Raw genomic sequence first — 24,766 nt, forward strand, 5'->3', positions numbered from 1 at the left:
CCTCAATTTTCATCAAGGGCTTCCTATTATCTTCTTCGTTTTCCTCTCGGAATCACTTTCGAACTTCGCGCGCCGCGTGGCATATCACGTTTCCGTGAGCGGTTATTCGCATAAGCTCCCGCTCCACGCATCCCCACCATTTCTAAATCGATGGTTCTTTTAGCCAAATTCGTATCACGCACTTTGACTTTTACAGCATCGCCAAAAGTAAATACGCGACCGTTCGATTTCCCTACAATCCGGTAATTGTCCTTATCTAAATCGTAGAAGTCGTCATTTAAATCCACCATGCGAACCAATCCTTCGCAAGAGGTATCGCCGATTTCCACAAACAAACCAAATTCTGTGACGCCTGTTATGATACCATCAAAAATCTGAGGTTCATGCAAGCTCATGTATTCCACTTGCTTGTATTTGATCGACGCACGTTCCGCATCAGCTGCTAATTTTTCACGATCCGATGAGTGCTTACATTGAATTTCCAAAGGTGCGCGCTCCGGAGAAGCACCTCCATCTAAATAATGTTGGAGCAAACGGTGTGTCATCACATCCGGGTACCGACGAATCGGACTCGTAAAGTGTGAATAGAATGGAAATGCCAAACCAAAGTGCCCAATCGCATCTGTGCTGTAACGCGCTTTGGACATGGTCCGCACCGCTAAACTCTGCAAGACATGCTCCTCGCCTTTGCCTTCGATGGATTCCATCAAAGCATTGAATGATTTACTAACCTGCTTAGGTTCTGTGGTTACTTGATATCCGAATTTCTTCGCGAATGTCGAGAATACCCGCAATTTCTCTGGATCTGGAGCCTCATGCACCCGGTAAACCATCGTATTGCGCGGATCCGTTTTCTTTAAATCATGCACATAAGTCGCCACACGCTTATTAGCCAATAACATAAATTCCTCGATCAACTTGTGCGCATCTTTACGAACGCGAGGATGTACCGCTATCGGCTTGCCAGCTGCATCCAATTCAAAACGAACTTCTGCCGTCTCAAAATTCACGGAGCCATGTGCAAAACGTGCATCACGTAATTTGTGAGCTAATTGATTCAAAGCCTTGATGATGGGCTCGTATGAATCCGTCACCTCACCCGTGTGCTCAATTAATTCTTGTGCTTGTTCGTAGGCAAATCGACGATCGGAATGGATCACGGTTCTTCCAAACCATTCTTTGAGAATTACACCATTCGTGTCAAATTCAAATACGGCTGAAAACGTTAATTTGTCTTCATTAGGGCGTAATGAACAAAGTCCATTAGATAATTTTTCGGGCAACATCGGCACCACGCGATCCACTAAATAAACAGAAGTTGCGCGTTTGTAAGCCTCTTGATCCAATAAACTACCCGGTTTCACATAATGGGAAACATCGGCGATGTGAACACCAATTTCCACGTTGCCATTTTTCAAGACTTCATAGCTTAATGCATCGTCAAAATCTTTGGCATCAATCGGGTCAATCGTGAAACTCAAAACCTTCCGCATGTCGCGGCGTTTTTTGATTTCTTCCTTAGGTATTGAAGTATTGATGGATTCTGCCATGTATTCTACATCAGCAGGAAATTCATAAGGCAAGCCAAATTCCGCTAAAATAGAGTGCATTTCTGTCTCATTTTCGCCTGCTTTACCTAATACTTTAATCACCCGACCCTCTGCTTTTTTGCCTGGGCTACCCCAACGGGTAACTTCGACAATCACTTTGTCTAGATGATTAGCGCCCATTACTTCTGTGCGCGGCACGTAGATATCTTCGTAGATTTTCTTGGAATCCGGGATCAAAAATGCATAATGTGGTGTCACCTGAATTACGCCAACTACATCCGTTGATCCGCGTTCTAAAATCTCAATGACTTCTCCCTCAGGGCGGTCGTTCTTCTTTTTTTCTGAAGGTTTACGTGCTTGTACACGTACTCGGTCACCATCTTTGGCATTATTTAAGTCGGCAGTTGCCACCCAAATATCCTTTCCTTCTCCCTCTACCACGACAAACGCAAAACGCGAATTGACGTGGTCTACGCGACCTTCCACAACGAATGATTCGTTGTCAAAGCGAAAATTGCCATCTTCTTGGCGGATTAATCGGCCATCCGAAGCCAAGCGATTTAATACATCGCCGTAAATTTCTTTTGTCTTGCGATCGCGAATCGCGAACGCTTTATGAATCTGATTTAACGAGTATGAACGGTAGTCGTTCAATTCGAAAAAGTCCAATACTTCTTGTTGGAGTCCTTGAAAAAACTTCTCCTCTTTTGGGTTCCTTCCCATAATTATTTTCTATTAGCCTGCAAGGTACATAACCTTCACAGCGTTTCAAATCTTAAAACCTTATTTGTATCTTTACGGGATGAATCGCTCCCGCATTGCGCTATTGTTATTGGTACTCCTCGTTCTTTCTGGAGTTTATTACGGATACCAATCTTTCCAAACAGGTACTCAAGAAACCGCATCGGCTCCTAGTTTAGTTCCAACACCGGAATTTGCCGCGGATTCGGCCTATGCCTTTATTGCCAAACAAGTAGCTTTTGGGCCTCGTGTACCCAATTCTCCTGCGCAAAAAGCCTGTGGAGCTTGGATTGTAGCGAAGATGAAATCCTATGGTTTACAAGTTTCGGAGCAGCCATTTGAGGCGAATCGCTATGATGGAAAAAAATTGCAAGGCCTTAATATCATCGCATCGTTTAACCCTGCCGCGACAAAACGCATATTGATTGCCGCACACTGGGATTCACGTTCGATCGCCGATAAGGATTCTGTTCGCAAAGATGAACCGATTGATGCTGCGAATGATGGTGCATCGGGTGTAGGGGTTATGATTGAATTGGCGCGCGTATTATCAGAGACAAAAGATAAGCCTGCGGTAGGTGTTGATTTCGTGTTTTTTGATTTGGAAGATCATGGGGAACCGCATGACATGGAGGCGGGGAATCCATTAAGTTGGGCCCTAGGCTCACAATATTGGGCGGCACATTTGATGCCGGAAAACTACCGACCTTACTATGGGATTTTATTGGATATGGTGGGTGCCAAAGGTGCGGTTTTCCCGCATGAAGGCACTTCGATGCAATATGCACCGGGTTTAGTTCGCTCGATTTGGTCAACGGCCTCAGATTTAAGATATGGGAGTCAGTTCATTGACGCGGATGCTTTTGGTATATCCGATGACCATACGGCTGTGAATGAAGTTGCCAAAATTCAGATGATAGACATCATCGATTTACGTCCCGTGAATGGCGGATTTGATTTTGGATCCTACCACCACACCCATCAAGATAATTTATCGAACATCGACAAATCCACGTTGAAAACCGTGGGCCAAACACTTTTACAAGTTTTATACCGAGAATAATGGAAGAATTATTGCAAGTACATTTGAATGATACGCACGTAGCTTTGGGTGCGAAAATGGTTCCTTTCGCGGGATATAACATGCCTGTGCTTTACACAAACCTGATCGAAGAGCATAATTGTGTTCGCAATGGAGTGGGTGTTTTTGATGTGAGTCACATGGGAGAATTTTTCTTGAAAGGGGAGAAGGCTTTGGATTTGATTCAATATGTCACTTCCAATGACGCTTCGAAATTAGTGGATGGTAAAGTGCAATATTCTTGTTTGCCAAACGCAACAGGCGGTATTGTAGATGACTTATTGGTTTATAAAATTCGAGATAACGAATATTTATTGGTCGTGAATGCCTCCAACATTGATAAAGATTGGAACTGGATTTCTTCGCACAATACCTTCGGGGTTGAGATGACGAATGCAAGTTCGAAATATTCATTATTTGCCGTTCAAGGTCCTAAGGCAGCGGGTGTTTTACAAACATTGACGACTGTTGATTTGTCGACAATGCCCTATTATACCTTCAAAATTGGTTCTATGGCCGGATTTGATGATGTGATCATCTCGAATACGGGTTATACGGGAGCTGGCGGATTTGAAATCTATGTGAAGAATGAAAATGCCTTAGCGATGTGGAATGCCATTTTTGCGGCAGGAGCTTCGGAAGGTATTCAGCCGATCGGTTTGGGTGCGCGGGATACCTTGCGTACGGAAAAGGGCTATTGTTTATATGGTCATGACATTGATGACACGACTTCACCGATTGAAGCGGGCTTGGGTTGGATTACTTCTTTCAATAAAGATTTCATCATGAAAGATCACCATGCGGCGATTAAAGCGGCAGGTCCTTCGAAGAAATTAGTAGGCTTTGAGATGATTGATCGTGGGATTCCGCGTCAGCATTATCCGATTTTAAATGCTGCGGGTGAGGTGATTGGAGAGGTTACCTCAGGTACACAATCGCCTACGCTTTCGAGGGGAATCGGAATGGGTTATGTGTCCACGGCACACGAGGGTTCAGAAATTTTTATATCCATTCGAGAGAAGGCTTTGAAGGCTGAAATCGTTAAAATGCCATTTGTATAATATGCAGAAAATCGATGTCTGTTTATCGCCTGACTTAATTCACCTCTATGATTTAGTGGGGAAAGCGGTCGTGGTTGTGGATATTTTTCGTGCCACATCGTGTATGGTAACTGCTTTCGCGTATGGTGCTGTCGAAATTATTCCTGTGGAAGATGTGGATGTTTGTGCGTCGCATCGGGAGCAAGGCTATTTGATTTCAGCGGAACGCAATGGTGTGACGCCGGCGGGATTTGATTTTGATAATTCTCCTTTTTCTTATCAGGTAGATCGCGTAAAAGGTGCGAAAATCTGTGTGACGACGACGAATGGAACTGTCGCTTTGCGTCGTTCCGTGCAGGCTGCTCAAGTGTTTGTTGGAGCATTTTTGAATATTTCCTCGGTGGTTCGAGCTTTGAAAGCTTGGGCTGGGGATGCCATCGTCGTTTGCGCAGGCTGGAAAGGGAAACCGAATTTAGAAGATACTTTATTTGCGGGGGCGCTCATTGATGAGCTTGTGGGTCAATACAGCGTCGCAGACGATGCGGCATTGATGGCTTGGAAACAGTTTAATGTGGCCTCGAGTGATTTAATTACGGCCGTGAAGCATTCATCCCACGTGAATCGTTTATTGGGATTGGGTATAGAAAAAGATATTACGTTTTGTTTGGAGCGGGATCGTTATGACGTGTTACCGCACTTACAAGGCGATAAATTAGTATTATGAAATTATACAGCACACAACACGAAAGTGCCGATGTAGATTTGCAGGAAGCGATTTTTAGAGGCTTACCGCCGGATAACGGTTTGTATATGCCTTATGAAATTCCTGCAATGCCGGCTTCGTTTTTTGAATCCATCCACACACTTTCTTTGCCGCAAATTGCCAAAGCCGTTTGCAAGAATTTGTTGGGGGCCGACTTAACGGATGCTGAAATTGATAGAATCATAGACACATCGATGACTTTTGAGGCGCCGGTGGTACCCTTGGAAGAAAATGTAGGTGTACTGGAGTTGTTTCATGGTCCTTCCATGGCATTTAAAGATTTTGGTGCGCGCTTTATGGCGGCGATTATGTCGCATTATTTAGTGAAGGCCAAACGTGAGATACGCATTTTAGTCGCTACTTCAGGTGATACGGGCGGTGCGGTTGCGCAGGGATTTTACAATACTCCTGGTATTTCGGTAACGATTTTGTATCCAACAGGCAAGGTTTCCGATATTCAAGAGAAGCAGTTGACGACTTTAGGTGGCAATGTAACAGCTTTGGAGATTGATGGGACGTTTGATGATTGCCAACGCTTAGTCAAGCAGGCGTTTTTGGATGCAGATTTGCGGTCAGCATTTAATTTGGCATCTGCGAATTCCATTAATATTGCTCGTTTGATCCCGCAGTCCTTTTATTATTTTGCGGCCTATGCCGCATTGCGTAAGCAAGGAGTTGCGAAGCCGGTGGTATTCAGTGTGCCGTCGGGTAATTTCGGAAACTTGAGCGCAGGATTAATGGCTTATCAAATGGGCTTACCCGTTCATGCATTTGTAGCGGCATGTAATGCGAATCATCCGGTGCCCGATTATTTGGCAACAGGAAAATATGAACCAAAACCATCGGTCGAATCGATCTCAAATGCGATGGATGTAGGTGCTCCTTCCAATTTTATTCGGATGCGTTTATTGGCAGGCGAGGAAATTGACCAAGTACGTAAAATCGTCAAGGGCTACGATACCACCGACGAAAAGACTAAGGAAATCATGCTGGATGTATACCAACGAACAGGCTATGTGATGTGTCCACATACGGCCGTTGCTTATGATGGCTTGTTGCAATATGCTGCTGAATACCCAGGTGATTATTATGGTGTATTATTGTCTACGGCGCATTATGCGAAATTCTTACCTACCGTTGAGTCAACGCTAGGAACGCGCGTAGAGGTTCCTGCGCGTTTAGCTGAGCTTTTGGACAAACAAAAAAAGTCGATCCCTATGGGTACCGACTTTGAAGGTTTTAAGCAATACTTGCTTGGATAAAAAAAAGGCCATCCGTCAATTGAGGGATGGCCTTTTTCATTATAAAAGTGCCTTGAATTTGTCTTTATCAAGGTAAGCTTGCATTAATATCAAAACAACAACTGGAATTCCTACGCCCACTGTTCCGGCGATGTAGATATCAAATAATAAGATATTTACGGCAATCGGAGCAAGAATTAAAAGCGCTTTTGCACGTTGCGCTGGGAGTAAGATTAATGCACCTCCAATGATTTCTAACACTTTAATAACGGCTAAGTAGCCTGTTCCTCCAAATAGTTTCATGAATTCTGGAGCTCTTCCTGGCATGGGTTGATCAGCGCCCACATGTAAGAAGTAAGTGATTCCTCCCGCTAGGAAAAGTAGCCCTAATAATACGGCAGGTACGTGTTTAAGTAGTTTCATGTGTGTAAGTTTTTGGTTTAATTTTTTCGAAATAAGGATAATCTTTTTAGAATTCCAACATATTTCAGGGATCTTCGGAACTGATTTATTTAATTCCGAGGTCATTTAAACTTACGAGAAATCGCTCATAGTAATTTTATGCAATGTTTTTATTCGAATGAATTGAAAGCAATATGCGATGAAGAATGTACTTGTTCTAGGCTTCTCTTTTCAAATAGTCATTCCGCGATAAATACTTTTCGATAATGACATAAAGCAATATAAATAGGTAGCGGCTACCCATTTCTTTGATCTTTAAGTTTGACTCGCCCGCTTTCCGATTTCGCCATGAATTGGGGAGAACGCCATAAGAATAACCGCGAATAATGGCTTTTAATGGCAATTCGATGGTTAAATTAAAATGGGCTGACAGGAACGGTTTCAGCCCTAGAATAGTCGATTTTTTGTACAACTTGAACGCATTCGTTGAATCATTGTAGGACATGCCTAGTAGCAAGCGAATCAAGGTATTTGCAAATCGATTAATTAAGTATTTGTGCTTTGGATAGTCATAGGTTGCTCCCCCTCGAATGAACCGAGAACCAAATACGCAATCTAAATTTTCAGCGACCATCTTCCGATAGAACGCAACAAGGTCTGCTGGGTCATCAGATAAATCAGACATCATAATCGCCACACAATCCCCTTGAAAACGTTCTAAGCCATAACGAATGGCATAACCAAAACCATTCGGTCCATGATTTGTATGAACAACTAAGCTTGGGATGGTTTGCTGAATTGTTGTCAGTAAGCCGAGTGTATTATCCTTTGAATTGTCATTGATAACGACGATTTCGTGGTCAATTTGTTCTTCCTGCAATTTGGCATAAAGCGTTCGTAGGGTCTCTTCGATGGAACCTTCTTCATTATATGCTGGGAGAACGATGCTTAATTTCATTAGGCTAAAATGGCTTTTAATGAGGCTTCATCTGCGATAAACCACTCATGAACTTCTTGAAGTAGGGTAGGAACGCTGATTTCAGGTTTCCAGCCGCTAAACTCCGCGATTTTGCTGTTATCTGTAATGTAAATAGGTAAGTCGCCAGGTCTGTTTTCTAGCGATGAGCCCATTTCAATCGTATTTCCTGTGATTTGCGTACATAAATCAGTCAATTCAGCTAAGGAAACGGTGTTTTCAAGACCTCCTCCTACGTTGAAAATTTGACCTTTTTGTAATCCCAAATTGGCAATCTGCCATTGAACCAAGCGGAATAAATCACGAACATGCAACACATCGCGCGCTTGTTGGCCTAAACCACCATAGCCAATGTATCCCAAACGACCTTTCCAGAAATGTTTGGCCATCCAAAGTACGATAACCCCTTGGTCAATTTTGCCCATTTGGTAAGGGCCACTTAATACACCACAACGGTTAATCACGGCGGGTAGGCCAAAATTATGGGCGAATTCTTGGATGAAGTATTCAGACGCTAATTTGGTCGCTCCGTATAACGAACGTAAACCTTCTAAAGGATAGTTTTCGGCTACGCCTTGCTCCGACAAGCCCTTCAGTGCTTGGTCGTTTGATAGATTAAAGCGCTTGGGAGAAGCAACTAAATTGGCTTCAGCGAGGGTATCGTAAGGGTAAACGCGTGAAGTTGAAAGGAAAATGATTGCCGCTTGATGTTTTTTGGCAAAATAGAGCGTGTTAATTGTCCCGTTTAAGTTGGTGTCAATTAAGTTTTCTAATTCTCCCGGTACTTTTCCCGCTAAAACAGAAGGTTCTGCAGCTGCATCAATCACGATGTCAACGGCAGGAATGCGATCGAAATCCGTTTTTACACGAACATCGCCATGCACAAATTGCCCGCCGGCAGCGATGACTTTTTGCAAGTTGACCTCCGAGCCTCTGCGCGATAAATTATCTAAGCAATAGACTTCAGAATCCGTGTAATATTGTTTGAATAAAACGGCAAGGTTTGAACCTACGAAGCCGCAACCTCCTGTAATTAATATTTTCATGCTTCCATGTAACGGTTGTAGATGTCAACAAAAACATCTTCCAATGATTTCGTAATGTCCCAATTTGGGTAATGCGCTTTCATTTTGCGCAAATCACTGTAATAGCAAATGTGGTCACCGATGCGGTTTTGGTCCACATATTTATATTTCATGGGCTTACCAGAAATTTTTGCGATCAAGTCAAATGCTTCTAAAATTGAAACTGAATTGTCTTTTCCTCCACCGATGTTGTACACCTCAGCTACGCGTGGCGCTTGGATGAATTCCTCGATGAAACGAGCTACATCGTATGAGTGAATGTTATCACGAACTTGCTTTCCTTTATATCCAAAAACGCTGTATTCACGTTCTTCAATGTTACATTTGATCAAATAGCTCAAGAAGCCATGCAATTCAACACCCGCGTGATTGGGTCCTGTTAGGCAACCTCCACGTAAACAAGCAGTTGGCATATTGAAATAACGGCCGTATTCTTGTACAGAAATATCCGCTGAAACCTTGGATGCGCCAAACAAGGAGTGTTTCGATTGGTCAATGCTGAAATGTTCAGCAATTCCATGTTCGTACGCCGCGTCATCGTAATCAAAGCGAGTTTCTAACTCCTTCATTTTGATGTTGTTAGGCGCGTCTCCGTAAACTTTATTTGTCGATAAATGTACGAAAGGCACCTCAGTCGAATAGCGACGAAGGGATTCTAATAGATTGAATGTACCTACGGCGTTTGTGTCAAAATCCTCGAAGGGTATCGATGCAGCGCGGTCATGGCTCGGTTGAGCTGCCGTATGAACAATTGCATCAGGTTTGATTTGTGGAATGATGTCTAAAATGGCTTGACGATCACGAATATCAATGTTCGTGTACAATTTGTATTGACTGCCATATTTTGCCAATCGGTCTTTGTTGGAAGAATTATCTCCTTGTAGGCCAAAGAAAATAGCACGCTGATTGTTGTCAATCCCGTGTACTTCCCATCCTTTTTCTAAGAAATATTCACTTACTTCAGAGCCAATAAGACCCATCGAACCTGTTACGATTAATTTTTTAGACATCTCAAATTTATTTAAAAGACAAAGTTAACAAAAATGTCAATTTTTACCATCTATTGTGCCATATCTAATATGCGCAATTGCAGTTTTCGGTCACCTCTGAATTCATTAATATCCAAATGATAAACGATTTTGATAGGTATTTGCTTCTCATAGGCATCCACCAATCCTTCATAATAATCTCCTCGAATTCCAAATCCTACGGCTTCCCAAGCCTGTCCTCCCGGTTGATCTGAAATGACAATTTTCAAATGTTCCTCTTTCATGATTAAGGGTGCTCGGCAAAGGTAAACTTGGCTGCTTAGGAAATTCGGGAGCATGTTGGCAGGACCATAAGGAGATAGCCTACACAGCAGATTATCATAAAATTGTAGACTCAAAGCTTGCAAAGGAATTTCCATGTCGACTGTTAAATCTGCTTTTTGTTCACCTTCAGGGGTTCCTGCTTTAACCAAACTTTCGAATCGTTCGATGAATGCGGGTAATGCTTCTTTGGTCAAATGTAAACCTGCGGCATGAGTATGGCCTCCAAATTGTGCCAACAAATCCGCACATTGTTCGAGTGCATGATGTATGTCAAATCCCTTAACGGATCGTGCAGATCCCACGACTTGACCATGTGATTCGGTTAAAATGATAGTGGGGCGGTAGTAATATTCTTGAATTTTACTAGCTACAATTCCCACGACGCCTTTGTGCCATCCCGACTGAAAAAGCACGGTGCTATTCGCGTTTTGTAGAAAATCATTTCCTTCAAATAATTGTAGGGCTTGTTGGACAATCTCTTTTTCCACCACCCGTCTATCCAAATTTTGTTGGATGACCGCTTCTGCCATCATACCTGCTTCTGTTTCGTCTACCGCTAATAGCAATTTAACGGCACCATGGGCGTGATCCATGCGACCGGCGGCATTGATGATGGGCGAGATGGAAAAAACGATATCCGAAATTTGAATCGGGGCTTTTTTGTTGGCTTTTTGCAATAAATAGCCCAACCCGGGACTAGGGTTCGTGCCTAATTTTTGTAAGCCGAAATAGGCTAGAACCCGATTTTCATCAATAATTGGAACCATATCGGCCGCAATGGATGCGGCCAATAAATCGATTCGATCCATCAGAGGGTCCATGTCCAAATCATTTTCCTGGATGAATCCTTGTAATAATTTGAATCCTACGCCACAGCCGGTGAGCTCTTTGAAGGGATATCCGCAATCTTTGCGTTTGGGATCGAGGACAGCGTATGCTTCTGGTAGGGTTGCTTCAGGAAGGTGATGGTCACAAACGATAAAATCGATTCCGTTTTCGTTGCACCATTGCACGCGTTCATGGGCTTTGATGCCGCAGTCTAATGAAATAATTAAGGTGTAACTATTGTCGGCGGCATATTGAACCCCGGCTTGGGAAACTCCATATCCTTCTGCATAGCGATCAGGAATGTAATAATCGCAATCGGCACCTAATTCCAAAGTTAAGTAGCTGTAGACCAATGCGACCGATGTGGTTCCGTCGACGTCATAATCGCCGTAGATTAGGATTTTTTCGCCGGTTTCGAGTGCTTGGTTAAGTCTTGCCACGGCCTTATCCATGTCTTTCATGAGAAAGGGGTCATTTAATTGTTCCCAGGTAGGGACCATAAATGTTTTTGCTGCTGCTAAGGTGTTGAGCTTGCGTGAAACGAGCAAGCGTAAAAAGTAGGGATTGATGTTGGCTTGGAATTCATCTCCCAGCGCTTTTACCGCTTGGGGATTGGGTTCAGGGACATAGATCCAGTTTTTTTTCGCTTGCAACATGTTGGTTTTTTTTTGGCAATTTGCATTCGCGATTGTGCTAATGCAAGGATTAGGAAAGATTATCAGGAAACTTTTAGGACAATTTCGGAAATTAGGTGGGGGTAGACGCTGCCGGGGTCGCAGACCCCGGCAGCGTCACACCGCTCAATGCTGAATCCCCTCACGCTTCACCACCTTATAAAAGGTCAATAGCACGACGTAAACGTCGAAAATGAGTGATTTTTTATCAAGATATTCATAATCTAGTTGCACCTTTTTTTCTAGAGGGATCTCATCCCGACCGTTCACTTGGGCCCAACCGGTTAGGCCGGGTTTCAAGACCTGAATTCCTTTGGTGGTACGCGCATCGATTAAATCTTGTTGGTTCGATAAGGCTGGTCGGGGACCTACCACCGACATATCTCCACGGAGAATACACCACAATTGAGGCAATTCGTCAAGACTACTTTTGCGTAAAAAAGATCCAATGGGCGTTAAATAAGCATCTGGATTCCCTAATAAGTGCGTAGGTAACACGGGAGTTTCCACCTGCATCGTGCGGAACTTTGGCATATCGAATAATACATTTTCCTTGCCCACGCGTTTTGACCAATATAACATGGGACCTTTGGAACTGAGCCAAACGGCGATTGCGACGAGCGCCATGGGGATTGCAAAAATGATACCCGCTACGAATACAACGATTAAATCAAAAAGTCTTTTCATGCACCGAGTATCGCCTGATTTAAATCTTCCCACAAATCTTCCACATGTTCCAAACCGATGGATAATCGCAATAGATTCCCGGGTGTTTTGCTTTCAGGTCCCTCAATAGATCTGCGATGTTCCACTAAACTTTCCACACCACCCAGGCTGGTTGCTTGTTGGAATAATTGCAAGCGATTCGCAACCTTTCTTGCCTTTGCTTCATCGCCTTTGATCTGTATGGAAATCATCCCACTTTGGCCATTGGGCATTTGTTTAATCGCCAAATCGTAATTGGGATTCGAGGGCAATCCTGGATAATGTACTTGTTCAATGCCGGGGTGTTTTTCCAAATGTGTCGCTAATTCCAACGCATTTTTGCTGTGTTCCCGCATGCGCAAGGGCAATGTTTTAAGTCCACGGGCTAGTAAATAGCAATCCAATGGATTTTGCGTGGCACCCATCAAAATTTGAACGCGTTTAACGCGCTCCGACCACGCAGAAGCTTCCTTGAATATCACTGCTCCTCCTAATACATCTGAATGTCCGCCGATGTATTTCGTGGTTGCGTGCATTACGATGTCTGCGCCAAATTGAATCGGATTCTGTAAAATGGGGCTTGTTAATGTGTTATCAACCCCCACTAAAATATTGTGGGCATGCGCAATCTTACAAATTGCCTCAATGTCACTTAACGTCAACAATGGGTTTGCTGGTGTTTCCACCCAAATTAATTTCGTTTCGGGTTGGATGGCCGCTTCAATCGCCGCTAAATTGGTCATGTCCACTTGCGAAACCTGCAAGCCCCAAGGGCCCATGATTTCTTCGGCTAATTTATAGCTGGCATAATAGCCTACGTTGGGCATTAACACGTGGTCGCCTGATTTCATGCATTGGAAAACAGCCGAAACGGCAGCAAGTCCTGAGCCGAAAACAAAGGCAATTTTCCCTCCCTCTAACTGGGCGAGTCCTTTTTCTAGCGCATCGCGATTCGGATTTGAATTGCGGGAATACATATGCCCTTTGGGATAAGAACCATCTTCGGAGCGCTCAAATGTCGTAGTTAAAAATACGGGTGGCGCGATCGAAGCGGCCGTTTCATCCTGCAAATGGGTTGCATGGATGGCAAGGGTTTCTTTTCTCATGCTTATTTCTTTTTCAACTCAAAATTCTTGCCGAGATATAGTCGTCTAACTTGCTCATCATCAGCGAGTTCTTGCGGCGTTCCTGCTTTTAAGATTTTTCCTTCAAAAAGCAGATAGGCACGATCTGTGATAGATAAAGTTTCATCAACGTTGTGGTCTGTGATTAGAATACCAATGTTGCGGTATTTTAATTTGGCCACAATACTTTGGATTTCCTCTACTGCAATCGGGTCTACACCGGCGAAAGGCTCATCCAGTAGGATGAATTTAGGGTCAACGGCCAATGCGCGCGCGATTTCGGTTCTACGACGTTCGCCACCCGATAGCACTTGGCCTAAGCTTTTACGCACATGGGTTAATGAAAATTCTTCTAATAAGCTCTCTGTTTTTTCTTTTTGTTCGGCTTTGGATAAATCCGTTAGTTCGAGCACGGCTAAGATGTTTTCCTCCACGGTCAAGGTGCGGAAAACAGACGCTTCCTGCGCTAAATAGCCTACACCCAAGCGCGCGCGCTTATACATAGGTAAGTCTGTCACGTCAAGATCATCTAAAAAAACTTTACCTTCATTGGGCTTTACGAGGCCTGTGGCAATGTAAAAAGAAGTTGTTTTCCCGGCACCGTTTGGGCCTAATAATCCAACAATTTCCCCCTGGGCTACTTGGTAGGAAATATGGTCATTAACCATGCGTTGGCCGTATTTTTTTACCAGATTTTCGGTTCGTAGGATCATAGCATTTGCCCTTCAATTCAGGCAGAATTTAAAATTACAAAATCCCGATGAGAAATTAAGGTAAGCGATATTTTATTCCAACCAAGCCGCCTAAGGTATTAGGAGATCTCTCACCTTGGTCACCAGCTATATTTGCATGTGCTGTGAATGATGATGAAATAGTTTTTTCTAAATTTATTCCCCAAGCGAGTTGAGGAATAAAATCATCTGCCTGTAGCCGAGGTTTTAAATGGTTTCTAGGAGCTGCATAGTAAGACTGAGAAAATCGAAGGTGATAGTTTACATCGCCAGGGAGCACCCCTTTAATTCCAGCGTAATAGGATTTTACCGCATTCAATGTAAAATAATTCCCACCTCCTTGGCTACTCTCTCGGTCAATGATAATTAGCGGGGAGCCAATTCCTTTACCCATATATTGCCATCCGCCACGGGTATTATTGTAATAGTTTTCTATTTCTACCAAATGGGGATCTCTTATTTTAAATAATTGCGCAAAACCGGAAATGAAATTGCCTTGATTAGCCGTGTAAAGGTATTCTACTGTAATGGCATTTATCAATCTGTGTTTTTTTAGTTTAACAGAAAGGCCAACTAGGCCGTCGTTGAATTGCGCCAATGACAATGCCCTTCCTGTTTCGTAGGCTGTTTGTTTGTAAAGTAAAACTTCACCCCACTGTGGTTGGTATTTAATAGCCATATCAAATGAACCAAGATGATTTCCATAAAATCCATTGGTGTCATCCCAGGTAGAATTCGTATCTATTTTGACAACATTTCTATCTTTCAATAATGTTACTACATAGAAATAGGTATTTAGGCCACCTGGGTATGTGTCAAAAATCCCCCCCGTTTTAACCTTGCTTTCTCCTCCCCAGGTTGCATTGTGGTTTAAGCCACCAAATAGTGAGAATAGACTATTGGGTTTTCCAATCCGCCCATAAAGTGTTTTTTGATGTAAATAGCTGTTAATGACAGAGCCTTGATTGTCGAGCCAACCATGCGAGTAGGTCATGTGAACCCCAATCCAATCATTGAAAAAATTAATATAGTCTCGAGTTCCAAATTGAATTTTAGGTGTAGGGATTGCATTACCTGACCAGGCATAGAAACCACTTGTATTGCTTGTGTCGCCGATACCGTAAACTTCTTTTCTGCGACCTGCCCATAGTTCCCATTTTTTGAAACGACCACTGACATAAGCTTGTGTCAGCATGAGGTCATTTGCTTTGCCACCCCAAGCCGTCGCTTCAATACCATATTTCCAACCTAAATTATTTTTTAGATTATCTGTTTTCTCATGTTTAATAATTCCTACAACTGTATTTGCCTGTAAGGGCATTTGGCCATATTGAAGGCTTCTTTGCCATAAGGGCAAATTACCAGAAGCTGCAAAGCTTCCACGAATTTCAACCTGAGTTTTAAAGGTGGAATCTTTCACAAGTGGCTTGTGTAAGAAGAGGGATGAGAAAATTAATAGCGTCAACATAGTTATGCAAATAACCTATTATTGGTCAATCTTGCAACTAATTTTATTATGTGGTAAAGCGCATGGGACAGTTTTTTTCTTTCTTTTTTAATCGAATATTGTGAATAATTAAAATTAGTTCTATTTTTGCAGTCCCATAACGAATGGGACAACGAGGTGGATTAGCTCAGTTGGTAGAGCATCGGACTGAAAATCCGTGTGTCCCCGGTTCGAGTCCGGGATCTACCACCACGTTAAAAACAACAAAGCCCTTCTTGCATATGCAGGATGGGCTTTGTTGTTTATCGGAAGTTTAAGAATTATTCCGCCGTTATAAAAAGTGACTGAGCGATTAAGGTAAGTGGTGTTTTTTCTAAAATGTCCCCCAATATAATAAGCGGTTTTATTAAACGATCTGATGTATTCGGTAAAAGGAAATCCTTGATTTCAACTTGTATATTCTTGAATCCAGCGCTTTTGCATTTTTCTTTTATAAAGCCGCGCGTGAAAGCCATTTCGTCGGGTTCTAAGAATGTTTTTTCGCGTAGGTAGGGGATAGAAAAAATTGCTGCAACATAAGGATTATATAAATTAGGTTCAATGAATACGATTTTCCCATTTGGCTTTAATAATTTTTTCAAATTGATTAATGATTCTTCAAGATTATAATAGAGATGGTGTAAGATGCCATTCCCTACGATGTAATCAAATTTTTCATTATTTAGCGATTGATTTATTACCTGCTGGTCATTAAAGTTAGCCTTTACATAAGTTAGGTTGGGTGACGTATATTTTTCAGAGGCCATTTGAAGGAATTTTTCAGATAAGTCGAGCCCCGTACCTTTGCAATTTGTTTTTTCAACAATATAGGCAATCCCTTCTCCTGTTCCACAGCCAATTTCTAAGACAGAAAGATTTGGTTTGCTCACATCCATTTTGGATATCATGTAGTCAAATCTTCTATTCTTACGAATGCGAGATGCTGTGCTATCATTGAAAATTTGATTATATCCTCTTTCGTCTTTAATTGAAGTCATGATTTATGTATTTTGGCTTAACTTGGGTTAAGGAAATATGCTTCCTATTTATTCTTACAAAGATTGAAAAATAAATTTCAAAATATGGATGTTCTAATTTGAACAGTAAAAATTTAGACACTTTGTGCATAGTTTTTTGAAGAATAAAAGTAGGTTATAACAAAGTAGGGCTAGTAATGGAAAATAAACAGCCGTTAAATAAATAGTTGGGTTTTCAACATAGAATTTAAGGGTCATTTGCGTAATTCCACAAGCAGATTAACAGGTAAAATCATTAAGTTTGTAACTTATATTATGACTATTATTCTAGCATGAAGCAATTAGATTTAAGACGCAGGCTGTTGAAATTATATTTTGATGCAAAATGTGGCCATATCGCTTGTTCGCTAAGCTGTTTGGATTTATTGATCGCTTTATTTGGTCAAAAAAAGGAGGATGAGCGTGTTATTCTATCTAAAGGTCACGCGGCTGGAGCACTATATGTGATGTTGAATCATATAGGTGAGATTTCAGACAACATGTTGACAACATTTTACCAAAATGGCACTAAACTCTCCGCCCACCCTTCCGCAAATTCTTTTACGAATATTCCATTTGCGCTAGGTTCATTGGGGCACGGATTCCCAATTGCCTCCGGAATGGCTAAAGCCAAAAAAATTAATCGAGATTCCGACTTTGTTTATGTGTTAATGTCGGATGGAGAGACTAATGAAGGAACAACTTGGGAAGCAGCACATTTCGCTGTTGCTAATCGATTAGATAATTTGATCGTAATCATTGATCGAAACCGATTGCAAGGTTTTGGTGGAACAGACAGTGTTTTAGGGGATACCGCGGCGGTTGAAAAATGGCAAGCCATCGGATTCGATGTACAAGAAGTAGATGGCCATGACTTAAAGGCACTAGAAAAAAGTATTCAGCGATGTAAGCAAGAAAATTTAGGTTCGCCACACGTAATTATTGCGAACACAATTAAAGGGAAAGGCGTTGATTACATGGAAAATAAAATGGAATGGCATTATTTGCCGATGAACGAGGAGCAATATGAAAATGCAATTTTATCACTAGAAAAGGTATATTATGCGTAAAGAATTTGCTGCTAAAATTGGCCAACTTTTTGAATCGGATGATAAACTCGTTTTTTTGACAGGCGATTTAGGTTATAACGCGTTAGAGGAAATTCAAGCGAAGTATTCAGATCGATTTATCAACGCAGGGGTTGCAGAACAAAATATGGTTGGATTAGCTTCAGGCTTAGCCTATGAAGGTCATCCAAGTTTCGTATATAGTATTGCGCCATTTGCAGTTTATCGTACTTTGGAGCAAATTCGGTTGGATGTTTGTATACATAATCACGCTGTTTGCATCGTTGGGAACGGAGGCGGTTATGGATATGGTATCATGGGCGCGACGCATCATGCCAATGAAGACCTTGCTTGTTTAAGTCCACTTCCCAACATGATTTGTTGGGTTCCTGCATTCTCGGAAGATGTAGAATATTGTTTAGATCAAATTGTAACACGGAAAGGTCCGGCCTATTTACGATTGGGTTTGGGTGTTTCTTATCCTCAGCCGATAAAAATTGGGTTAATCAATCAAGTCGTAAAATCAACTAAAAAGCCAAGGTTAACAATAATTACGCAAGGTCCCGTTGTTAAAAATGCCATCAAAGCATTAGCAGGCATTGAGGATGTTGACTTATTTTCTATGTTGACTTTACCAATTTTTGATTTGACGCCAGCACTAAAAAATAGTATTGAATCAACTCAAAATGTATTAGTCATTGAGGAACATACGGAACGTGGAGGGCTTGCAGAACATTTATTAATGCGATTAACACGCGAAAAATTAAGGCTGAATCAATTTGAAGCGTTTAATGCAAAAGGATATCCTTCAAAAACGTATGGCAGTCAAGATTTTCATTGGAAAGAATCTGGGTTGGATGTTGAAAGTATTCAAAATTATCTAGTAAACAATTAACACAAATTACATTGAGTATAGAAAGCGACATATTACAACTGGAAGGCCCTATTTTTGTTTTTGGTGCCAGTGGCTTTATCGGAGCCAATGTAGTTGAGACATTACGTACTTATCGTTCTGATGTTTATGCAATCTCCCACAATCCGAAGTCGGCCTGGAGATTGAAATTAATGCAAGTTGATGATGCACATCTTTTATATTGCGATATTAATTACAGGAGTTCTATTGAAACAATTTTTGAGTTATATCAACCCAAAACTGTTTTTAATTTATCAGCCTATGGCGCTTATTCAAAACAAACGAACCACGCATTAACTTATCAAACCAATTTTATAGGTACATTAAACATATTAGACGCCTGCCAAAATATTCGCGCTTACATTCATGCAGGCAGTAGTTCGGAATATGGGCTAAACTGTACAAATCCCGATGAGGAAAGTGCACTTATTCCAAATTCACATTATGCCGTTTCCAAAATTTCTAGTTCCTATTTAATTAACTATTACGGTAAATTTTTAAAAGTACCCTGCTTGAATTTCCGTCTTTATTCGATTTATGGTCCTTGGGAGGAACCAGATCGTTTAGTGCCTAGGATTGTCGAGCTCGGGAGAAAGGGTGAATATCCCCCTTTAGTTAGCCCTGAAACAACCCGAGATTTTGTTTATGTACTTGATTGTGTACATGCGTTTATAAAGGCGGCCCTAAATGTTAACGCAACAATTGCAGGAAATTCTTATAATATTGGTTCGGGAATTAAAACCACTTTATTGGAGTTGACTGAAATTGCTCAAGAACAGTTTGGAATAGCAGACAAACCCAATTGGGGAAATATGGAAGCCCGAAATTGGGACACAAAAGAATGGGTAGGGAATCATACGCGGGCATTAAAAGATTTCGGTTGGAAACCAAAAATCGCGCTAAGAGAGGGTATTTCAAAATATGCTGATTGGCAAGTGAAAAACCAATATGAGCAAGCCATTTTACCTGCATTTCATGAACCACAAAAATTATTGACGATATCAGCTATCATTGCTTGTTATAAAGATGCTCAAGCAATTCCTGATATGTATAATCGATTAATAAAGACCTACAGCAAGATTGGTTGTAATTACGAAATTATATTTGTTAACGATAATTCGCCAGACAACACCCAACAAGTATTGGAGGAAATTTGTGCCAAAGATGCCAACGTAATTGCTATTAAGCATTCTCGTAATTTTGGTTCTCAGGCTGCATTTTCTAGTGGTATGGAGATTTCAACGGGAGATGCTGTCGTATTGATGGATGGGGATTTACAAGATCCTCCTGAGCTAATCGAAGATTTTGTAGTTCAATGGCGTGCGGGATACGAAGTTGTATTCGGAAGGAGAATTAAGCGCGAGGCTTCAATATTTATGAATTTTGCCTACAAAGCATTTTATAAAGTTTTTAGCCGCATGTCCTACATAGCAATTCCTAAAGATGCAGGAGATTTCTCACTGATTGATCGTAAAGTTGTAGAACATCTGATTGCTTTACCTGAAAAGGAGCAGTTTTTAAGGGGCCTTCGAGCATGGCTAGGATTCAAACAAATTGGTGTTGATTATGTCCGGCCTGAGCGTGCATATGGAGTGACAACAAACAATATTTGGAAAAATATATGGTGGGCTAAAAAAGGGATTTTTTCATTTAGTTATGCTCCATTGGAAATCATGAGCTATGGTGGCATGGGATTGACAATTTTATCCATTTTCGCGATTGGTATTCAAACGTTTATGAAATTCGTTCACCCAGATATTCCGCATGGAATTTCAACCATTATTGTGTTGATTTTGTTTTTTGGAGGAATCCAATTATTGGCGATGTCTATCATCGGGGAATATTTAGCAAAAGTTCTGGACGAGTCTAAAAATAGACCAAAATTTATTCGTGATACTGTTATTTTAAAGGGTAAGAAAATTGAAAAAAATTCGGAATTGAATCGCTTGATTCACTAAAATAATTCCCATGTTTAAAAAGTTTACAGTATCGCTTCCGTATATATGGTTTGGATTCGCCATTCTTTTATTGTTCGGCGTTAGGCTAATTTCCTTTAATTACAATGTCCTCAATCATGATGAGTTAGAATGGCTCTATGGGATACATCGAACGCAAATAGATCCTCGCCCATTTGTTGGCTTTGAAGCGCATACGTCTGGACCGGTATCCGTTTATTTTTTGTCCCTAATCAATCTTTTTGTTTCTGAGCCCCAAACGATTCATTTGCGGTTTTTTTGCTTTTTTTTCTTGCTTGTCCCCACGATGGCGTTATTGTTTTGGGGCAAAAGAAATTATTTAAATTTCGCAGGTCTTGCATTTTTTACGACCTTATTATCCATTAATTTCCAACAATTTGAATGGTACTTCGAGGATTTATTTTGCTATAATACTGAATTCCAAATTCTGTTTTTTACGGCATTGCTATACAATTTATTGGTATTTAACCCGAGTAGAATAACGGTATTGGCCTTCTCACTTATTCTTATTCTATTCCTTTTTGTTAAAATTCAAGTTGTTTTTTTAGTGCTATTTTTGGCCTAACCATGTTGGTAAAACTGGCTTTAATGCGTGCATACAATCTACTTTTTCTATACGTAGGTTTTGTGCTTTTTTTGCTAGCTACAATTTTTACTTATTTATCGGTAACCAACACGCTATCTGAGGCTATTTATATTTATGTCGAAAAAAATATAATGTATCAGTCGAATATTTCAGGTGAGCAAATTGATTGGTTCCTTGTTGCTAAAAGAATAATTAGTAGCTTTTTTCATCAATTTCGATATAACTCACTTGCTTTAGTTGCTAGCACATTAACACTATTATTTATTTTTGTTAAGCGCCTCAAGCTCAGCAAAATTTCATCATATTTTTTTACTAGCCGCTTATTTCTGAGTGCTTGTCTATTTTTTGTGAGCCTTTTTACGATTTTATTTTCAAAAAATAATTTTGGCCATTATTTTATTGTTGCGTTTTTCCCAATGGCCATATTTTTTTCAGAATTATATTATTGTATTTCGAAAGAACTATCATCGAAATGGAAATCTTTTTACTCCATTGGGATTTTTATGTGCTTTCTAGTAGGCTTTAACTATAACTATTTAGGGAAATCTATTCATTTATTAATTGCTAAACCAATAGAGCGTCCCAAATATAAATTAGGTTATCCCAAAGGTTATCAACTTGATAATCATTTGGCGGAATGGTTGAATTCACATCATATTAATAGTAAAAACACAATCCTATACTTAGGGTGGTTTAATGCACAAATGGTGTATTATGAGTTAGGTAGATCATATGACCCAGTCTATCGTTCAGCCAATTTCTTTTGGTATAGGTTGACCTATGAAAATAAAAATTGGGAGTTTTTTAATCACGAAGAAGCTAATCTAATGGAAGATTTGAGAAAAACGCCTCCATTTTATATTGTCGATTCTGAAGCTTTATTAAGCAAAATTAAAAATACGGAATTCACCCAATATGTTGATGCAAATTATTTTGTAGCACAAAATGCTCCTGGATTTAAGATATACCAAAGAAAAAATTAGCGGTATTTTAATATGCAGTATATAGCACGGAATCCATCGCGCCAGCCGATTTTCTTTCCTTCTTCAAATGTTCTGCCAAAATAGCTGATGCCAACTTCATAAATTCGAATTCCTTTAATTCGCGCGACTTTAGAAGTTACTTCTGGTTCAAACCCGAATCGTTTTTCTTTCAAATCCAATGACTGTATAATCTCTCTGCGGAATACCTTGTAGCAGGTTTCCATGTCGGTCAAGTTTAAATTTGTCATTGCATTGCTCAAGAATGTTAGAATCTTGTTTCCGATACTATGCCAAAAAAATAAGATTCGATGCGGCTTACCTCCAATAAATCGGCTGCCATAAACAACATCTGCAAAATTATCTAAAATTGGTTTTACTAAGATATTATATTCTTGTGGGTCATATTCCAAATCCGCATCTTGAATCACGACAATATCACCTGTAGCATGTTTAATTCCCGTGTGTAAAGCGGCGCCCTTCCCTTGGTTTTTATTATGTTGAATCAATTGAATTTTTTGATGTGCATGACTTTGCGAGTATGCTTGCAATCGTTCAACGGTATTATCAGAACTACAATCATCTACCACGATTATTTCCTTTTCTAGGTTTTGAATGACCTTTACAGCATCAATCTTTTCTAATATTAAATGGATCGTAGGGCCTTCATTATAGGCAGGAATGACAATGGATAGTTTCTTGAAAGTCATAAATGAGCAGTGTTCAAGTTGTAAAGCATCGCAATATAGGGAAAAAACCGCTATTCTGAGTCATTAAATTAGTTTTCGGACAGGAAGGCTTTCGTATTTTGTTCAACAGCTAAAAAATAGCAAAGTAAAAAGCTAGGATAGATTTGGTGCATGAGTCGGTAAAACGAAGTACTCAAATGCCAAGCTAAATCCTTGGGTGTAATGACATAAATCCCCATATAAATGCCGAACATGAGCACAATTAATATTCCAATTAATAGAATGATTGGGGACATTTTTTTGATTAAAAAGATACCCAAAATGATTAATCCTGGGATAAATGGAAAATCATTTAAAATTGTTTTTTTAAAGTACTGTAAGATTAATTCGTAACGATCCCATGAACCGAGTTTTGAAAAAATACTAGTATTTGACTCGCTTACCATGTCGTTAGTTGGGCTCCAAGTAATTTTAAACATGACTAAAACCAGGAGTACGGGACTGCAACTAATCAAATATCTAAAACACGCTTTTCGTTCATTTTTTAATGCAATAAGCGCGATTCCGCTTGCCAAAATAAAAAACAATAATCCTTCATTTTTAATCCAGCCACAAGTAGTTACAAGCAAACCTAAAACCCATGCCAATTGCGGATATTTGGGAAGTTGGCTAATCAAATAAACAGCCATCAAAATGAAAAAAGCAAGCCATGTATCTGCATATTGTGATGCAGCTTGCTCAATAAAGTGATGGTCGAAAAGAATAATAAACGCAGCAATAACTCCAATGAATTTGTTGTTGAAGGCGAAAAACAAGATTGAAATTACTCCGATAAGTGGTATCACTCCGAGTACCACGGGTACAATGTAATTTATTTCATTTAAAGCTTTCCATCCCATGGCTATGAGAGATGGTAAAAATAAAGGATAATCGGGATGCGACCATGCGAGGGGGTGTTGAAACATATCATGCCAATGATTATTGTCTGCCAAAAACTTGGCATGTAAATTCCAAATTGCTACGGCATCCCACCCGCCCCAAGGAATTACATATTTTTGGTAATAGATAATCGCAAGACTAATTAGGATAACCCAAAGTATGGAATGACTATTTGGAAATTGAATTGAAAAGCTAAATTCTTTGCGTATTCTTATCAAATAGGATAAGAATAAAACAAATGCTATTGATAATCCCCAAAGAAAATCAATTTGAGTCCAGATAAAAATGAAATATAAACAGGATAATAGCACCATCGTTATAGATGCTGAAATGATCATACGAATTGTCAGCGGAATGCCTCCAATTTGTTTTTCCCAAAACAAAACACTTACTAAAAAAGTCAGAATCAATAATAGGGTCATCTTTGACGAATTAATAAATAAGATTTGACATTTTCAGATTGTGCTGAATCAATGATTTGATATGCCAAGCGATGAGGATTAAATAGGGTGTCTCTTTTGGTGCGATCAATGACAAACAATGCCGTATCTTCTTTCCCAAATTTTACCAGAACGTGTGGGGCCACAACTAACTGCGTACTAAAATATAGTCCATCTTCGATTGTATTTGAATAATAAGCCAATTTGGTTGGGTGCTTTAATTTGCCCAATACCGACTTAACAGATTTTTCGATGGGATTTAAAGGAATGGATTTATTCGCTAGTTGGGTGAAATTTCTAAGAGCCGTTGCAATGAGAATAATTGCAATTGTAGTAAGTAAAATTTTTTTCATCTGCCGCTCTTGCTATGCTAATTTAACGTCAAAAATAAACTTTTCATCCAAATATGTTTCTCTCCTA

22 protein-coding genes and 1 tRNA gene are annotated in these 24,766 nt (G+C 40.3%); 9 read left to right on the forward strand and 14 right to left on the reverse strand.

Features of this window, described 5'->3' with window-relative positions:
* Positions 1–26 precede the first annotated feature (26 nt).
* Entirely contained in the window at positions 27–2,273 is a 2,247-nt protein-coding gene (gene rnr / locus SKC38_RS01660; protein ID WP_377974532.1) for a ribonuclease R, read from the reverse strand.
* A 79-nt stretch (positions 2,274–2,352) separates the two neighbouring features.
* On the opposite strand from rnr, the gene SKC38_RS01665 reads away from it, so the two are divergent.
* From SKC38_RS01665 to thrC, 4 genes are read left to right on the forward strand one after another with little or no spacing between them, the layout of a single operon-like run.
* A complete protein-coding gene (locus SKC38_RS01665; protein WP_377974534.1) occupies positions 2,353–3,354 on the forward strand; it encodes a M28 family peptidase in 1,002 nt (333 codons plus the stop codon).
* Positions 3,354–4,433: a glycine cleavage system aminomethyltransferase GcvT gene (gene gcvT, locus SKC38_RS01670; protein ID WP_377974536.1), complete on the forward strand. Its 1,080-nt coding sequence runs from the start codon at positions 3,354–3,356 to the stop codon at positions 4,431–4,433. The genes SKC38_RS01665 and gcvT overlap by 1 nt, the downstream gene beginning before the upstream one ends.
* Position 4,434: 1 nt before the next feature.
* Positions 4,435–5,136: a 2-phosphosulfolactate phosphatase gene (locus tag SKC38_RS01675; RefSeq protein WP_377974537.1), complete on the forward strand. Its 702-nt coding sequence runs from the start codon at positions 4,435–4,437 to the stop codon at positions 5,134–5,136.
* Positions 5,133–6,437, forward strand: coding sequence for a threonine synthase (gene thrC / locus SKC38_RS01680; RefSeq protein WP_377974539.1), 1,305 nt, complete (start codon positions 5,133–5,135; stop codon positions 6,435–6,437). The genes SKC38_RS01675 and thrC overlap by 4 nt, the downstream gene beginning before the upstream one ends.
* Before the next feature lie 39 nt (positions 6,438–6,476).
* Here thrC and SKC38_RS01685 read toward each other — a convergent pair whose 3' ends face one another.
* The 9 genes from SKC38_RS01685 to SKC38_RS01725 all read right to left on the reverse strand — a co-directional run bounded on the left by SKC38_RS01685 (position 6,477) and on the right by SKC38_RS01725 (position 15,722).
* Positions 6,477–6,839, reverse strand: a complete 363-nt coding sequence (locus SKC38_RS01685) for a hypothetical protein (protein WP_377974541.1) — start codon at positions 6,837–6,839, stop codon at positions 6,477–6,479.
* Between the two features lie 196 nt (positions 6,840–7,035).
* Positions 7,036–7,776: a glycosyltransferase family 2 protein gene (locus SKC38_RS01690; RefSeq protein WP_377974543.1), complete on the reverse strand. Its 741-nt coding sequence runs from the start codon at positions 7,774–7,776 to the stop codon at positions 7,036–7,038.
* Positions 7,776–8,840: an NAD-dependent epimerase/dehydratase family protein gene (locus tag SKC38_RS01695; RefSeq protein ID WP_377974544.1), complete on the reverse strand. Its 1,065-nt coding sequence runs from the start codon at positions 8,838–8,840 to the stop codon at positions 7,776–7,778. Before SKC38_RS01695 ends, SKC38_RS01690 begins: the two co-directional genes overlap by 1 nt.
* A complete protein-coding gene (locus tag SKC38_RS01700; RefSeq protein ID WP_377974546.1) occupies positions 8,837–9,889 on the reverse strand; it encodes an NAD-dependent epimerase/dehydratase family protein in 1,053 nt (350 codons plus the stop codon). Before SKC38_RS01700 ends, SKC38_RS01695 begins: the two co-directional genes overlap by 4 nt.
* A 50-nt stretch (positions 9,890–9,939) precedes the next feature.
* Complete coding sequence (gene recJ, locus SKC38_RS01705) at positions 9,940–11,676, reverse strand: single-stranded-DNA-specific exonuclease RecJ (protein WP_377974548.1); 1,737 nt, start codon at positions 11,674–11,676, stop codon at positions 9,940–9,942.
* Between the two features lie 144 nt (positions 11,677–11,820).
* Positions 11,821–12,381, reverse strand: coding sequence for a sugar transferase (locus SKC38_RS01710; protein WP_377974549.1), 561 nt, complete (start codon positions 12,379–12,381; stop codon positions 11,821–11,823).
* The gene (locus SKC38_RS01715) at positions 12,378–13,505 is read right to left on the reverse strand and encodes a trans-sulfuration enzyme family protein (protein WP_377974551.1); all 1,128 of its coding nucleotides are present in this window, start codon (positions 13,503–13,505) and stop codon (positions 12,378–12,380) included. Before SKC38_RS01715 ends, SKC38_RS01710 begins: the two co-directional genes overlap by 4 nt.
* Before the next feature lie 2 nt (positions 13,506–13,507).
* Positions 13,508–14,236, reverse strand: a complete 729-nt coding sequence (gene lptB / locus SKC38_RS01720; RefSeq protein ID WP_377974553.1) for an LPS export ABC transporter ATP-binding protein — start codon at positions 14,234–14,236, stop codon at positions 13,508–13,510.
* 55 nt (positions 14,237–14,291) lie between these two features.
* Positions 14,292–15,722 carry a capsule assembly Wzi family protein gene (locus tag SKC38_RS01725; protein WP_377974556.1) on the reverse strand — a complete coding sequence of 477 codons (1,431 nt, stop codon included), beginning with the start codon at positions 15,720–15,722 and terminating at the stop codon, positions 14,292–14,294.
* Positions 15,723–15,877: 155 nt separating this feature from the next.
* On the opposite strand from SKC38_RS01725, the gene SKC38_RS01730 reads away from it, so the two are divergent.
* Positions 15,878–15,953, forward strand: a tRNA-Phe gene (locus tag SKC38_RS01730).
* Positions 15,954–16,021: 68 nt separating this feature from the next.
* Here SKC38_RS01730 and SKC38_RS01735 read toward each other — a convergent pair.
* Entirely contained in the window at positions 16,022–16,738 is a 717-nt protein-coding gene (locus tag SKC38_RS01735; protein WP_377974558.1) for a class I SAM-dependent methyltransferase, read from the reverse strand.
* A gap of 311 nt (positions 16,739–17,049) precedes the next feature.
* On the opposite strand from SKC38_RS01735, the gene SKC38_RS01740 reads away from it, so the two are divergent.
* The 4 genes from SKC38_RS01740 (at position 17,050) to SKC38_RS01755 (ending at position 22,281) form a co-directional block, all read left to right on the forward strand.
* Complete coding sequence (locus SKC38_RS01740) at positions 17,050–17,826, forward strand: transketolase (RefSeq protein WP_377974560.1); 777 nt, start codon at positions 17,050–17,052, stop codon at positions 17,824–17,826.
* Positions 17,819–18,718, forward strand: coding sequence for a transketolase family protein (locus tag SKC38_RS01745; RefSeq protein ID WP_377974561.1), 900 nt, complete (start codon positions 17,819–17,821; stop codon positions 18,716–18,718). Before SKC38_RS01740 ends, SKC38_RS01745 begins: the two co-directional genes overlap by 8 nt.
* Before the next feature lie 11 nt (positions 18,719–18,729).
* On the forward strand, positions 18,730–20,694 hold the full coding sequence (locus SKC38_RS01750) for an NAD-dependent epimerase/dehydratase family protein (protein ID WP_377974563.1): 1,965 nt from the start codon (positions 18,730–18,732) through the stop codon (positions 20,692–20,694).
* Positions 20,695–21,300: 606 nt separating this feature from the next.
* Positions 21,301–22,281: a hypothetical protein gene (locus SKC38_RS01755; protein WP_377974564.1), complete on the forward strand. Its 981-nt coding sequence runs from the start codon at positions 21,301–21,303 to the stop codon at positions 22,279–22,281.
* On the opposite strand, the gene SKC38_RS01760 is transcribed toward SKC38_RS01755, so the two are convergent.
* The 3 genes from SKC38_RS01760 to SKC38_RS01770 form a co-directional block, all read right to left on the reverse strand.
* Positions 22,278–22,988: a glycosyltransferase family 2 protein gene (locus tag SKC38_RS01760; protein ID WP_377974565.1), complete on the reverse strand. Its 711-nt coding sequence runs from the start codon at positions 22,986–22,988 to the stop codon at positions 22,278–22,280. The two genes, SKC38_RS01755 and SKC38_RS01760, sit on opposite strands and share 4 nt — an antisense overlap.
* Before the next feature lie 68 nt (positions 22,989–23,056).
* Positions 23,057–24,328: a hypothetical protein gene (locus SKC38_RS01765; protein WP_377974567.1), complete on the reverse strand. Its 1,272-nt coding sequence runs from the start codon at positions 24,326–24,328 to the stop codon at positions 23,057–23,059.
* On the reverse strand, positions 24,325–24,699 hold the full coding sequence (locus SKC38_RS01770) for a hypothetical protein (RefSeq protein WP_377974569.1): 375 nt from the start codon (positions 24,697–24,699) through the stop codon (positions 24,325–24,327). The genes SKC38_RS01765 and SKC38_RS01770 overlap by 4 nt, the downstream gene beginning before the upstream one ends.
* Between the last annotated feature and the right edge of the window lie 67 nt (positions 24,700–24,766).

The sequence above is a fragment of the Aquirufa echingensis genome (assembly GCF_042714525.1).
In the GTDB taxonomy this organism is placed as follows: domain Bacteria; phylum Bacteroidota; class Bacteroidia; order Cytophagales; family Spirosomataceae; genus Aquirufa; species Aquirufa echingensis.